This window comes from Clostridium sp. NkU-1 (assembly GCA_001312405.1).
The window spans coordinates 110,916-124,815 of sequence record BBDR01000011.1 but is presented as its reverse complement, the minus strand read 5'-3'; the positions used below and the strand labels follow the sequence as shown (position 1 = coordinate 124,815).

Below are 13,900 nucleotides of genomic sequence, written 5' to 3'. Positions count from 1 at the left end.
TAAATCCTTTTCTAAATATTATGGAAGTAATTCCACGTTTTCTAGGGTAACACGATTTCAAGGGAATCTCAAGAAAAATCATTCCCCATTTTTCTCCACTTTGGAATACAGAAACACGCCGCCTATGGTGATCAGGCCTCCTGCAACCTGTAAAAGAGCCGGAAGCTCGGCAAAAAGGAAAACGGCAAATATGGCCGCAACCACAGGCTCACAGAGCTTGGACGCCGATACAAAAGAGGGAGACAGGAATTTTAAGCACCAGCTGAAAATACTGTGTCCAAGAAGAGTGGAGAATACAGCCAGTAAAAGCCCCACTACCACAGAACTAATCCCATATCCATGGAAAGGAATTCCGGCGGCTGCCGTAAATATGCAAAGCACCAATGCACAGAAAAAAATACACGATATAAGTGTAGGATGTTGTCGACATTCCTTTTCTCACTTCCCGGCCGATCAGAGTATAGACAGCTGAAAATATTGCCGCTGCCAGGGCAAGCCCGTCTCCGGACAGATGGTCTCCTCCTGCCGAATAATCGGATAAGGCAATAAGCAGGCTGCCCAATACGGTAATGGCAATGCTCATAAGAGCAGCTTTTCCAATCCTCCCTTTTAAGAACACTACAAATCCCAAAGCCACCCATATGACCTCCGTGCAGACGATTGCCGTTGAGCTTGCCACAGAAGTCTGTTTTAAAGATTCAAACCATGCCGTAAAATGAAGAGCCAGAAATATTCCGCTTACTGCACATAATGCAATCGTCTTTCCATCCGTCTGTTTCAGCTCCTCCCGGATCCGGGCTTTTCCAAATACCACCGGAGTCATAAGCCCCACCGTCCACAAGAGCCGGTACGCCGCAGTCACTACGGAAGGCGCATCAGAATATTTGACAAAAATTGCAGAAAGGGAAATTCCTATGACACCGATTACGATCATGACCATGGGATGCTTTTCAAGAACTTTCATTTTTTTTCTCCTTTGTTATCCTTGTCTCAATATATGCCTCCTGATTATAGCATCACTTCCGGTATTGTCAAAGCTTTATGAGGAAAGAAAGAAAATCCTTGTTTGCTGATCCATATCATTTCTATCATGCTTTTTCCGTTGTTCATTAGGGTTTACTGTTGCATTCTGTCGGTTTTAGGGCTGTTTTCCTCTTTTTATGCACAATTACTTATATATCTACATTTATTTATTACAAATCGCTTATCATTCGTCATTCTTCGGCCTTACTCAATCTTCCGTTTGAATATTGAGATGATCCATCTTGTACTCCCATAGCTTTAAGTGGCAGGAACCGTGTGCTGAAGTTATATATCCGAGAGCAGAATAAATTCGCTTAGTATTATAATATAATTCAATGTATTTAAAAAATATCATTTTGAGCATATTTAGGAGTCTCATAACGAGTATCTTGAATAAGTTCTCTTTTTAGTGGGCACATAGGTAATATCCCCTATCCATATCTGATTTTTAGTACTGGACCTGAATACTTGATTTAATAAATTTGGATGTTCTGTTATGTTGGTTTGATTATATTTTTTTGTAACGATAACGTGAGCTTTTTTTGGCAAAGGCCCATAAACCGCATAAGTCTGGAAAGATTTTGCAAGTCTTCTAGATGTTTAAAGAATCTTAATATTTTTTTGATATAATGAAATCTTATGTATTCTTTTTCTTCAAGAAAGCCTGGATTTTTTAATAGTTCGAGTTCTTTACGAAGTTCCAGATTTTCTTGCTTTCGTTTTTTTGATTTCATACTGATACGAATAAAGCACGGTCCCATGTCCTGGAAACGTACTTTATTCGTATTCCTACTATTAACTTATCCAACGATATAAAGAGTTATATTAAATGGAAAGTTCTTTTGACACTTCTGAAAACTGGCATGCTTTTCTTGTGGTGATTCCTGTATGCATCATATAAAGCAAAGAATCAAATATCTCATGGACATCTTTTACTTTGCAGGCTACATTGGGATTGGCATTTTACTCAACGGTATCTCTATCTTCCCTCATTTTGCGGTATTCTATTTCCGTTATTTACCGATTATAATATTAACATAGAATACTGATAAAAGGAGAAAACCAATATGCAAATGGTACCTATTAATTCTATGGATATTTTAAGCTTTGGATACAAGGACTTAACACTACATATCCGCTTTAGCTCAGGCGAACTGTACGCTTACTATAATGTACCCGCGAGTATTTACAATGGTTTTAAAAGTGCCAGCTCCCACAGTAAATACTTCCATACAAATATCAAAGGGCGGTATGCCGACACCAGGATAGGCTAATCAGTCATCACAAGCATAACTGCGGGACTCTATTCACACTAACCTTCTAACTTTTATATAGTTCCGCCATATGTGCTTCTGCGACTTCTATCTTTTCAGTTCCTCTACCAACTCACAGGTTTATAATCATTAATTTCTATCACTTTCTCTCTTTAATGCGCAAGATTTATGAAAACTATGAAAAGACCTCTGATTGGTTTTTCACACACATGGCATACCTTTGTGACTTAAAGAAATATTATACCATATCCACTTTGGATATTTTTTTAATTGTCTACTTGACGGGAGGCGGTTCGTTCTCTCTGCGGATTCTTGGTTCTCACCTATTCTTCTGAAATCTTAACTTTCCAGGTATAAATGCATTGGATAAGACATGTATTGAACATCGTCAAGCTTTTCTACTGTTACAAACCCTGCCGGAGCATTCAGTATGGTTGGAATGCGGTTTACAACGGTTGCGCAGGTATGCTCTACTGTAGCCGGCTTCTGAACGAAGAAGGTGGTGTCCGGCTCTCCGATGATCTTCCAGTCGCACATGTCTCCGTCATCAGGGCCGTAAACCTTGCCGATGCACTGGGTCTCAATGACTGGTCCCTGGAAGGTTTCCGTGGTTACAACTGCGCTCATGCCGATGCAGTTGCCCTTTGGGATCGTAGCTCCCAGAGTTTCGGAATATAAGTCTTTATCATAGAAATAAGGAACGCATTTCTGTGTCTGGGATTTGATGGTCCAGCCCATTTTATTGCACAGCGCTTCATTGGAGTTCCATACATAAGAAGGCTCTAAAGTAGTTGGGTGGGCGATCTTTTCCTCGAATTCCTCAGGGGTCATGCCTGCGCCGTGAGCCTCTGCAAGGGCCAGGCCGTAGTCTTCCACATTATAGCTGACTGCCCCTTCAATGCGGTCGATCCGATGGACGCCGCCTGCCACACAGCCGATCATGTTGATCCAGTAAATATCCTGCATTCCTGCACCAACAATGGTACAGCCGTTTTCCTTTGCCAGAAGGTCCAGACGGTTGGTAATTGCGGAAGCAGTTGTCCATGGATAAATAGCTTCCTCACAGGTCGTCACCACATTGATTCCTCTGGAAACACATTTCTCGAAATGAGGATACACGTCATCCATGAAGCTGAACAGGGTCACAATGGCGATGTCTGCATCGCATTCATCTAATACCGCATCTGCGTCACTACGGATGGGAACACCGATTTTAAATCCAAGGCCGGCAAATTCGCCCACATCCATGCCTACCACATCAGGGTTCACGTCAATGGCACCTACAATTTCCGCACCCTTTTCATACAAATATCTTAAAATATACTTTGCCATCTTTCCGCAGCCATACTGTACCACACGGATTTTTTCGTTATTCATCATATCGTCATCCTTTCCATATAAGAACTTGTTTTGGAGCAAAGCTCCTGATGCATTCATTATAAAGGTTATAGATGGTATCAGGTCAATGGAGCAAAATCACCAAATATCAGGACATGCGGACCGGCACCTGAAGGCGCAGGAACATCCCCCTTTCCTTATAATCCAGAGGCATCTCAACGATGACTTCGCAGATGTAATCTCCGATCACCGTGTAATGATTCTCTTCTATGGTTGCCAGCAGGCGGTCTATGTATTCTTTTTCTTTGGAAAAGCGGTCACAATAGATGCAAAGATAGGAATTGGCCGGTATGATGGTAATCAGCTCTTTCTCAACGTATTCCTGGTCTACAAACACAAATACCTGGGTGGAATACAGGTTTCGTTTCATAAAATTTTCCCGCGTTAAAATCGTTCCGGCATTGGCAAAGTAAAATGGGGATATCTTTCTGGCCCCCATATCCTCCTTTAAGCTTCGCAGAAGGCGTTCATATTCATCGATTTCATAGTCATAAAAATTGGTTTTCGTCTCTTTTACATACATCCTGCGTTTTGGAATGTACTCCAGAACAATGGCCCCATCGGGAGGAGCCGCCTCATAGCGCTCATAGCTGTCAAGGGTCCGTTCAATGGCACGTTTTTGCAGATTAAGTTCTACAATCTTCTGGTCAATGGCATCCCTGTTTTCCCTTAGAAGCTGCTTTACCCGCCCCATATCCCATTTTTTCATGTGAATCCGGATCTCCTTTAAGGGCATTCCCAGGGCTTTCATGTACCGGATCATATCAAGCTGGGCGCTTTGGCGAATGTCATAGTAGCGGTATCCGGTTTTCTCATCCCGGTATAGGGAGAAAACAGCCCTTCCCTGTCGTAAAGTCTTAAGGTCTGCTCTGATATGTGATTGATTTTAGCCATTTCACCAATCGTCATTTTTTTAACATTGAAATTTGTCAATTTTATCATATCCATCAATCTCCGCAGTAAATCATGGTGGTTTCTCTCTTTATTATACAAAATAAACCTGATACTTACAATAAGGTTTTTGATATTTTCTTCACATAATCCAGACAAAAACAGCGGGCTTTTCAAAAGCCCGCTTACTATCATATTCCTTCCAGATGCTTTAAAATCTCTCTTTTATATTCCAGAAATTCTTTTGAAATGTTGAAATCCTTTTCCCTGGGTTTTGGTTCCTTTATGACGATTTCCTTTGTAATCCGGCCGGGAGATCCGGTCAGAATGCAGATACGGTCTGATAAAAGAATGGCTTCGTCAATATCATGGGTAATAAAAAGGGTGGAAAGATGAATGTCATCCATCACCTTTAAATACCACTCATGTACCCCCGTTTTGTCATCATGTCAAGAGCGGAAAAGCTCATCAAGAAGGGCGATTCGATTAGAGAAAAGGTAGGTCCTTAAAAGGGCCGCCCTCTGTCTCATGCCGCCGGATAGCTGGGAAGGATACTGTTTTTCCGTTCCCTCCAGGCCAAACAGCTTAAAATATTCTCCCGCTTTTTTCCTGGCCTCTGCTTTCTTCATGCCCTTAATAAGAAGGGGAAGGGCCACGTTGTCCACAATGGTGCGGTAAGGCAGCAAAAGGTCCTTTTGCAGCATATAGCTGACAAACCCAGGTTTTCCTGTGATTTCTTCTCCATTCAGATACACATGTCCCTCATCCGGCAGAGAAAGGCCTGCAATAATATGAAACAATGTGGTCTTTCCACCTCCGCTGACTCCAAGAAGAGATACCAGTTCCCCTTCCTTAAGCTCTAAGGACACTCCTTTTAAGACCGTCTTTCCATCAAAGGATTTTGTAATGCCTTCCACCTTTAAGTGTGTCATGGTTTCCTCCTATATTTCTGCAGGCAATGAGCTTTCCCATATCTTACTTTGTAGAATTTTGCTGAGGCAGATAATCATTTGAAAATCCGGCGTTTTCCGGAATCTCAGAACTGGAAAGGCCGTTCTCATTCAGCCAGCCATAAAACCGGTTCCACCGCACAGGATCTATATATCCCCATGCATCCACTTCAGCCTTATACTGATCTGCCAGATATTTCTGGCTTTCCATCACCAGCTTCTCATCAAGCTCCGGTGCTGCCTTAAGTAATATGCGGGCCGCTCCTTCCGGGTCTTTTACGGCATCCTCATACCCCCTGCCCACAGCCCTTAAAAAGGCTTTGGCTGTCTCAGGATCCTGCTTTAAGAATTCATTTCCCGCAATAATGACCGGAGTATAATAATCAAACACAGGATTCAAATCTGCAAATGCAAAGTAATCCGTATCAAGGCCTTCTGCTTCCATCTTAATACCTGCCCATGCATAAAAGATCCAGATGGCATCTACTGATTTTGACTTTAATGCGGAGACTTCATCCGTTACCGTACTGGGGACCAGCTGAACTTTGGAAAAGTCGCCTCCATCGGCTTCTACTACATCTTTGACCATGGCCTTTTCCACGGGAATATCCCAGGTGGCATATTTCTTTCCTTCCATTCCCTTTGGAGACGCCATCCCCTCACCTTTCCTGGATATGATTCCGGAGGTGTTATGCTGGATGACCGCTGCCACTGCCGTGATCGGAAGGGCGTTTTCCCCTGCCAGGGCCGGAGCCATGGAGTCCTGAAAGGACATACCAAACTGGGCTTTCCCGGAAGCTACTAAAACCGCCGCCCCATCTTCGGGGGGCTGAACGATTTCCACCTGAAGCCCTTCGTCTTTGAAATACCCCTTTTCCTCTGCAACGTAAAGTCCGGTATGATTGGTATTAGGCGTCCAGTCCAGAACAAATGTTACCTTTTTCAAATCCGATGGATCCGTACTTGCCGCCTGTTTCCCACTTCCTCCGCAGGCAGTTAAAAATGCGGCAGCCACTGCAGCCGTAAGAATTGCCAAACCTGTTTTTTTCATTTTTTTCCTCCAATTCTATCCTATCACTGATTATTCCATGGCATGCATTTCTTAGACAGCATGTCCACACCTTTCATAAGAAGAAGACTGATGGCCGATATGAGAAAAATGACCGCAAACATCTTATCAAAGGCAAAGGATTTTTTTCACCCGGGTCATGTAAACGCCCAGCCCGCCAAAGCCTCCCAGCCATTCGGAAATGACAGCTCCAACCACTGCATAGGAAACCGAAATCCGAAGGCTTGCAAAAAACTGCCCCATGGCTCCGGGAAGCTTGATATAGCGGAATATTTTTACTTTTCCGGCTCCCATGGACTTTAAAAGGTTCACTGCATCCGGATTTACTGACTGAAAGCCTGTAAGCATGCCCACGGTTATGGGAAAGAAGGTGGTCAATACAATGAGAATCACCTTGGGAGCCATTCCATAACCAAACCACAATACTAAAAGAGGGGCAATGGCTACCGTTGGAACGGTCTGGGTCAGGACGATAAGCGGATAAAAGGCCCGGTAAAGACCTTCAAAATGATCCATGATCACAGCGATCACAAAACCGGTCGCCACCCCCAGAAACAGCCCGGTAAATGCCTCGGTAAGGGTGATTCCTGCATTGACCGCCAATACAGGGAATTCCGTTACAAATGCCCTTCCAACGCTGATGGGCGATGGAAGCATAAACCGGTCCACAAGGCCAAAAGTACTGATTCCCTGCCACAAGATTAAAAGCCAGGCAACCGCCGAGCAGGACCAAAGCTTACTTGTGATGCTTTGTGACTTTTTTATCAATGGTAAGTACCTCCCCTTCCGGCCGGTAGGTGACTTTAATATAAGCGGCAACAGAAGGGGCGCCTGCCTTAATGGCAATGTGCTGGCATTCCTTAACAATATCCATCAGCTGGTCATAATCCCCTTCAATGGCGGTTTCAAAAGGCCCTACATAATAATTTAGTCCGGTGCTTTTGATATAATCAATTACCTGGTCAACGATACGGATCAGTTCCTCATCATTTTTTGCCTCCGGCAATGTCTGGATCGCTACGCTTGCATTCATGTCTCATCTCTCCTTTTATCTATTAGAAAACAAAAAAACCGCCCGGATATCCGGGCGGGTGAACAGGCTTAGCCTGAAAGCTTCCTACGCTGGCATTATCCAGATCAGGTTACAGGGTTTAAGACAATACTGTCTAATCTCAGCCGGACTTTCTCCAGCACCCCTTTTAATTTTCAATGCAAGTATACATCAGGGAGACGGGATTGTCAATCCCGGCTTCCTAGGACAGCAGATTCTGCATGCTGCTTAAGCTGATCCCCAGGGTGGACGTATTATGAAGCAGAGCCGATACAGTGGGAGACATGACCCCTCCCACTCCCAGAAGGATAAGACCCGTATTAAAGCCAACAATGCTTCTGTAATTTTTATGGATCCGCTTCATCAGGCTGTCGCTTAGCAGCTTCAGCGTAACGATTTCATAAAGATTGTCCGCCGCAATGGTGATATCCGCAATTTCCCTGGCGATCTCAGCGCCGTCGCTGATGGCGATCCCCACATCCGCTGCGGAAAGGGCAGGCGAATCGTTGATCCCGTCTCCCACCATGATGACCACATTTCCTGATGCCTTTTCCTGTTCTATAAAACGGGCCTTTTCCTCAGGGAGTACCTCTGAATAATATTCATCTACCCCTACTCTGGCTGCAACAGCTGCTGCGGTCCGCTCACTGTCTCCTGTCATCATGACCGTTTTGCATATCCCTGCCTTTTTTTAAGGAATTTACAACTGCCGCAGCCTCCTCCCGAAGGGGATCTTCAATGCAGATCACTGCCGAAAGCTTTTGGTCAATGGCAAGATAAAGGTGGGAACAATCCCCGGGCAGGCTTTCAAATTTCTCCCGGTCAGCCTCATCCACCCTGCAGCCTTCATCCTCAAAGATAAAATGATAACTGCCAATGACCACCTTTCTGCCGTTTATGGACGAAGCAATGCCGTGAGCCACGATATATTCCACCTTGGAATGCATTTCCTCATGCTCCAGCCCCTGGTTTCTGGCAGCCGTCACCACTGCCTTTGCCATGGAGTGAGGGAAATGCTCCTCCAGGCAGGCGGCGATCCGAAGCATTTCTTCCTGCCTCTCTTCTCCAAAGGTCACCACGTCCTTCACTGTTGGCCTTGCCTTTGTGAGAGTTCCGGTCTTGTCAAAGACAATGGTCACTGCCTCTGCCACTGTCTCCAGATATTTACCTCCCTTAACGGTTATGTGGTACATGCCTGCCTCCCGGATGGCCGAAAGCACGGAAATGGGCATGGCTAGCTTTAACGCACAGGAAAAGTCCACCATCAGCACGGAAAGTGCCCTTGTCACATTGCCCGTAAGCAGCCAGGTAAGGCCCGTGCCCATAAGAGTATAGGGCACCAGCTTATCAGCCAGATGACCGGCCTTGCTTTCCATGGAAGATTTCAGCTTTTCCGATTCTTCGATCATGGTAACGATCTTTTCAAACCGGGTGGAGCCGGAAACTTCCCGGACCTTGATGGTCAATTCTCCTTCCTCCACCACGGTTCCGGCATACACATATCCGTCCGCCTCCTTTTTCACGGGAAGGGCTTCCCCTGTCAGGGAAGCCTGATTGACCATACCTTCTCCGGAGATCACGGCTCCGTCAAAGGGAATGACATTTCCCATGTGCACCACTACCTCGTCTCCGGGTACAATGAAGGACGCTTCCACCAGCACTTCCTGTCCGCCGCTTAAGAGCCAGACCCTGCTGACATTTAAGGACATGCTTCTGGCCAGGTCCCCAACGGATTTTTTATGGGTCCACTCCTCTAAAAGCTCTCCGATCCCAAGTAAAAACATGACGGAACCTGCTGTCTCCAGTTCCCCGCGCAGCACGGATACGCCAATGGCCACAGCATCCAGGACCGCCACCTCAAGCTTTCCTCTAAGAAGAGACTTGATCCCCCTGACAAGATATTTCACAGACTGAAGCCCGATATGGAAAGTCCTTATGGGACCGGGAAGGAAAAGCTTCCTCACTGCCCGTATCATCACCCTGCCCACAAGCTTCTCCTGGTACATGGCATTCAGTTCACGCCCGGAATGCTCGATCACCCCGGCAGGCACTTCAACAGAATCATACCTAAAACGTTTCAGGGCTTCCAGGATTTCCTCCCTGATGCCAACGTAAGTGATCACCGCATCGCCGGTGCGCTCATAGACCTTAACCCCGGTCACATTTTTCAAACTGTGAAGGTAATACAACAACGTGTCGGCTTCCCGGCAGGTCATCCGCGGCTGGGAAAGACGGACCCGGAGCCTTCCTGACATTTCATGTTTGATGATAAATCTCACGTCTGATCCTCCCTACAGAAAACGGGGCCCTTCTCTCTTTTGGCCCCGCTCTCTCCTTTTCTTTTGTCGTCTATTGATCCTTACCGCTGCCGTCTTCAACCGTTTCCGGTTCCTCCAAAACCTCAGCTTCCTTTGCTGCCCGCTCTTCATTGATCTGCTTTGCTTCCGCAAGGATATCCTCTGCGTTCTCCTGAACCAGGGTAGCCGTCTTCATCACGCAATCCTTTGCCCGTAAAGCGGCTGCTGTGCAATTGGTGTAGACCTTCTTCGCATCCTTACTGGAAAGAAGCTTGACTCCCGCTGTTCCAAAGAGCACGCCTCCCGCAAAGATTCCTGCCTTTTTAAGCTTTAAAATATCCCACATCTCTTGTATCCTCCTCTGTACCTCCAGATTTTTCCTTTTGTAGTGCAATCATATCAAGCATATTTTTACCAGTCAAATACAATTCTGTTTATTGATAAATTTTATCATTTTCCGGCCGTTTTGGTCACCTTGTCCCAATGCTTTAATGCCATTGCACCGATCACCGGATCATACATCATTCCCAGATTCTTTTCGATTTCTTCATAGCAGTGTTCCATGGAATAAGCCTCCGGTACCCCCGGTCCGATGTCATGGCATCGATGGAATCGCAGATGGCTATGATCCTGGCACCCAGAGGAATCTCTTCCCCCTTTAAGCCTTCCGGATACCCTTTTCCATCAAAGCGTTCATGGTGATGCAGGACAATATCCTTCAGTTCCTTTAGATGACGGGACTTGCTTAAAATATCAGCCCCTATCCTGGGATGCTTTTTCATGGCCGCCCATTCTTCCTCAGAAAGCTTTTCCGGCTTATTTAAAATAGAATCAGGAATCCCGATTTTTCCAATGTCATGAAGGTGAGCGGCTATATGTATCTTCTCTATTTCCTTTTTATCAAGCCCTAAAAACTCCGAAAGGGCCAGCGCCATATCGCTGACCCTTTGGGAATGCCCCGCAGTATAGGGGTCTTTGGCATCCAATGCGCTCACAATGCATTCGATGATTTCATGATAATCCACACTGCCTGAACATAATTCTAATTCTGGTCCCCTATTCATAAATTTCTATACTCATTCCTCCAGTTAGTTAATACTAACCACATATTAAATGCAATCAGCATTCTCACATTCACAGGGCTTTACTATAATAGAAGATATTTTCTGGCCATCCAGATAACCGCAGGCGCTAAGCCCTGCCTGGACCACCTGATTCCAGTTCTTGGCTGAAAGCTGATAAGTAGTCTCATCGTCTAAAACCACTGTACATGCCTCTTCCATGGGGCAGGTATCCGAATAAACAACTTTATACATGTTCTTCCGGCTGATGGCCCCGATTTCTTCCAGGATATTGACCATCCGGTAGACGGTCGCAGCGCCGATGGTCTCATCCACGCCTGATGCCTTATAATAAATCTCCTTGCAGCTGGAACACTCATGCTCCAGTATGACATCTAGCAGCGTACAGCGCTGCTTTGTGATCCTGCAGCCTCTTGCCTTCAGCTTCTCAATGATCAGTTCTTTCTGCATTTTTGTCCTGCGATAGCTTCTGGAGTCAGGCATTTTTCTTTTTTTCATTGATGTTCGTTTGTCTCTCCACTTGCACGCCTCCGTTTACAGGTTTTTAAGGCTAAAACAGTGTTTCCTTATTATTACCCACGCTTTTGGGGCATAAAGGGATACCCGAAGGGTGTTTCCCTCTGCCGCCCAGTTTAATGGCAATGTCCTCCGCAGTTTTTGCATTCTCCGCCGCACTGAATGGATTTCCCGTTCTTTTTATCACGAATCATGCTCTTTACCGCCAAAGCCACTGCTCCGGCAACAACGACTAAAACAACCAGTGTTCCCATAAAGTACCTCCTTAAATTTTGAGCCTGCAGGTAAGTGCAGGCTTCCAGCCGTGGCCGGAGCTTATTTCGCTCCTGCCACGCTGTTTAAATGAATGTTTGATGTTTTTTCTTCCTTTGACGGCCTTACCATCAGGTAAATGAATCCTGCGATCAGGGCAAAGGCAACGATAGTAAAGATTCCAAAAGTTCCTGTGAGCACCAGGTTTCCAATCTGGAAAACGCAAAGGGATACTACATAAGCCAGAAGGGTCTGATATCCAATGGCAAACCAGAACCATTTGATATTGTTCATCTCTCTTTTGATGGCTCCCATAGCAGCAAAGCATGGGGCGCAGAGAAGATTGAATATCAGGAAGGAATATGCTGCTAAAGGAGTCATGCTGCTTGCAAGTGTTCCCCAGATTTCAGATCCATCTTCGGCAACTTCCGCAAAACCGAACAGAATACCAAACGTACCTACTACGTTTTCTTTTGCAACCAGTCCGGTGATAGCTGCAACCGCAGATTTCCAGTCACCCCAGCCAAGAGGTGCGAAGATCCAGCTGACCGTGCTTCCAACTGCTGCAAGGATGCTGTGGTCAAGTTCCAAATCGTCTAACATCCTGAACTGGCCGTCAACCCATCCAAAGAAGGATGTAAACCAAACAAAGATAGTTGCCAGAAGAATGATGGTACCTGCTTTTTTTAATAAAGGACCAGCCGCGTTCCCACATGCTTCTTAAAATATTTCCAACTGTAGGCATATGGTAAGCCGGGAGTTCCATAACAAATGGAGCCGGATCTCCTGCAAACATTTTTGTCTTCTTTAAAATGATTCCTGAGCAAATGATCGCTGCGATTCCTACGAAATAAGCACTTGGAGCCACCCAGGATGCTCCGCCAAACAATGCACCTGCAATCAAAGCGATGATGGGAAGCTTTGCTCCGCAGGGAATGAATGTAGTTGTCATAATAGTCATCTTACGGTCACGGTCATTTTCAATGGTACGGGAAGCCATGATTCCAGGTACACCGCAGCCGGTTCCGATTAACATCGGGATAAATGATTTGCCGGAAAGACCAAACCGGCGGAAAATACGGTCCATGATAAATGCAACTCTCGCCATGTAGCCGCAGGCCTCCAAAAATGCCAGGAAGATGAAAAGCACCAGCATCTGGGGCACGAAACCAAGAACAGCGCCCACACCTGCTACGATTCCGTCAAGAATCAGGCCCTGGAGCCAATCCGCACAGCCTACAGCAGTTAAAACGCCTTCAATAACAACCGGCACACCAGGAACCTCCAGACCAAAGAAGCTGAAGCCTTCACCGAATAAGCCATCATTGGCCCAGTCAGTTGCCCAGGTTCCAACGGTTGTTACAGAAACATAATAAACAATATACATAACCAGTGCAAAGATAGGCAGTGCCAGGAAACGGTTTGTTACGATCCTGTCAATCTTATCAGAAATGGTCAGTTTTTCTACCTTGTTGCGCGTAAAACACTCATGGATGATGGATGAAATATATACGTAACGCTCATTGGTGATGATGCTTTCCGTATCGTCATCCATTTCCTTCTCGATCCGGCTGATCTCTTCTGAAACATCCGGTACATGCTTCATCTGGGTCTGGATCTTATTATCCTTTTCCAGAAGCTTGATGGCAAAGAAGCGCTTCTGATCTTCCGGGATCTCATTTCCCAGCTTATCTTCAATGGAATCCAGAACAGATTCCACTTCCAGTGCAAATTTATGGACCGGGACAGTACTGTTCTTCTGATTTGCCAGAGCTACGGCCTTTTTCGCCGCCTCCTGGATTCCGGTTCCCTTTAATGCGGAAATCTCCACTACTTCACAGCCCAGTTTCTGGCTCAGCTTTTGGATATGTATCTTGTCTCCGTTTTTCTCAACAATATCCATCATGTTGACTGCCATGATCACCGGGATACCCAGTTCCATAAGCTGGGTGGACAAGTATAAGTTACGCTCAATATTGGTTCCATCCACAATGTTCAAAATCACATCCGGACGGTCTGTGATCAGATAATTTCTGGCCACCACTTCTTCCAGGGTATAGGGAGAAAGTGAATAAATGCCGGGAAGGTCCATGATGA

The 13,900-nt window shown here is 45.6% G+C and carries 14 protein-coding genes, 3 pseudogenes and 1 riboswitch; all 17 genes and pseudogenes read right to left on the bottom strand.

Going from position 1 to position 13,900, the window contains the following annotated elements; all coding sequences use genetic code 11:
- Positions 1–78: 78 nt before the first annotated feature.
- On the bottom strand, positions 79–381 hold the full coding sequence (locus JCM10519_RS30960) for an EamA family transporter (protein WP_347844501.1): 303 nt from the start codon (positions 379–381) through the stop codon (positions 79–81).
- Positions 326–964, bottom strand: a complete 639-nt coding sequence (locus JCM10519_RS16610) for a DMT family transporter (protein ID WP_347844500.1) — start codon at positions 962–964, stop codon at positions 326–328. The genes JCM10519_RS30960 and JCM10519_RS16610 overlap by 56 nt, the downstream gene beginning before the upstream one ends.
- 1,672 nt (positions 965–2,636) lie before the next feature.
- A complete protein-coding gene (locus tag JCM10519_RS16595) occupies positions 2,637–3,674 on the bottom strand; it encodes a dihydrodipicolinate reductase (RefSeq protein ID WP_347844536.1) in 1,038 nt (345 codons plus the stop codon).
- Between the two features lie 109 nt (positions 3,675–3,783).
- The gene (locus tag JCM10519_RS16590; RefSeq protein ID WP_347844499.1) at positions 3,784–4,458 is read right to left on the bottom strand and encodes a MerR family DNA-binding protein; all 675 of its coding nucleotides are present in this window, start codon (positions 4,456–4,458) and stop codon (positions 3,784–3,786) included.
- Positions 4,455–4,637, bottom strand: a complete 183-nt coding sequence (locus JCM10519_RS30955) for a MerR family DNA-binding transcriptional regulator (RefSeq protein ID WP_347844498.1) — start codon at positions 4,635–4,637, stop codon at positions 4,455–4,457. Before JCM10519_RS30955 ends, JCM10519_RS16590 begins: the two co-directional genes overlap by 4 nt.
- A 140-nt stretch (positions 4,638–4,777) precedes the next feature.
- Positions 4,778–4,996, bottom strand: coding sequence for a hypothetical protein (locus JCM10519_RS30950; RefSeq protein WP_347844497.1), 219 nt, complete (start codon positions 4,994–4,996; stop codon positions 4,778–4,780).
- Between the two features lie 39 nt (positions 4,997–5,035).
- On the bottom strand, positions 5,036–5,518 hold the full coding sequence (locus tag JCM10519_RS16585) for an ATP-binding cassette domain-containing protein (protein ID WP_347844496.1): 483 nt from the start codon (positions 5,516–5,518) through the stop codon (positions 5,036–5,038).
- A 43-nt stretch (positions 5,519–5,561) separates the two neighbouring features.
- The gene (locus tag JCM10519_RS16580) at positions 5,562–6,587 is read right to left on the bottom strand and encodes an ABC transporter substrate-binding protein (RefSeq protein ID WP_054740541.1); all 1,026 of its coding nucleotides are present in this window, start codon (positions 6,585–6,587) and stop codon (positions 5,562–5,564) included.
- Between the two features lie 23 nt (positions 6,588–6,610).
- Positions 6,611–7,373: pseudogene (locus JCM10519_RS16575) on the bottom strand (ABC transporter permease).
- Positions 7,342–7,638, bottom strand: coding sequence for a thiamine-binding protein (locus JCM10519_RS16570; protein ID WP_054740539.1), 297 nt, complete (start codon positions 7,636–7,638; stop codon positions 7,342–7,344). The pseudogene JCM10519_RS16575 and the gene JCM10519_RS16570 overlap by 32 nt, the downstream one beginning before the upstream one ends.
- Positions 7,639–7,701: 63 nt before the next feature.
- Positions 7,702–7,813: riboswitch (TPP riboswitch) on the bottom strand.
- Positions 7,814–7,858: 45 nt separating this feature from the next.
- A pseudogene (locus JCM10519_RS16565) lies at positions 7,859–9,935 on the bottom strand (heavy metal translocating P-type ATPase).
- Between the two features lie 70 nt (positions 9,936–10,005).
- Complete coding sequence (locus JCM10519_RS16560) at positions 10,006–10,299, bottom strand: DUF6110 family protein (protein WP_054740537.1); 294 nt, start codon at positions 10,297–10,299, stop codon at positions 10,006–10,008.
- Positions 10,300–10,525: 226 nt separating this feature from the next.
- Positions 10,526–11,017 (bottom strand): annotated as a pseudogene (locus JCM10519_RS16555) (HD-GYP domain-containing protein); the annotation flags it as partial.
- Between the two features lie 45 nt (positions 11,018–11,062).
- Complete coding sequence (locus JCM10519_RS16550) at positions 11,063–11,533, bottom strand: transcriptional repressor (protein ID WP_054740535.1); 471 nt, start codon at positions 11,531–11,533, stop codon at positions 11,063–11,065.
- A gap of 134 nt (positions 11,534–11,667) precedes the next feature.
- Positions 11,668–11,805, bottom strand: coding sequence for a FeoB-associated Cys-rich membrane protein (locus JCM10519_RS16545; protein ID WP_054740533.1), 138 nt, complete (start codon positions 11,803–11,805; stop codon positions 11,668–11,670).
- 61 nt (positions 11,806–11,866) lie between these two features.
- Positions 11,867–12,457: a nucleoside recognition domain-containing protein gene (locus JCM10519_RS30945; RefSeq protein WP_347844535.1), complete on the bottom strand. Its 591-nt coding sequence runs from the start codon at positions 12,455–12,457 to the stop codon at positions 11,867–11,869.
- Positions 12,420–13,895: a ferrous iron transport protein B gene (gene feoB, locus JCM10519_RS16540; protein WP_347844495.1), complete on the bottom strand. Its 1,476-nt coding sequence runs from the start codon at positions 13,893–13,895 to the stop codon at positions 12,420–12,422. Before feoB ends, JCM10519_RS30945 begins: the two co-directional genes overlap by 38 nt.
- Positions 13,896–13,900 lie beyond the last annotated feature (5 nt).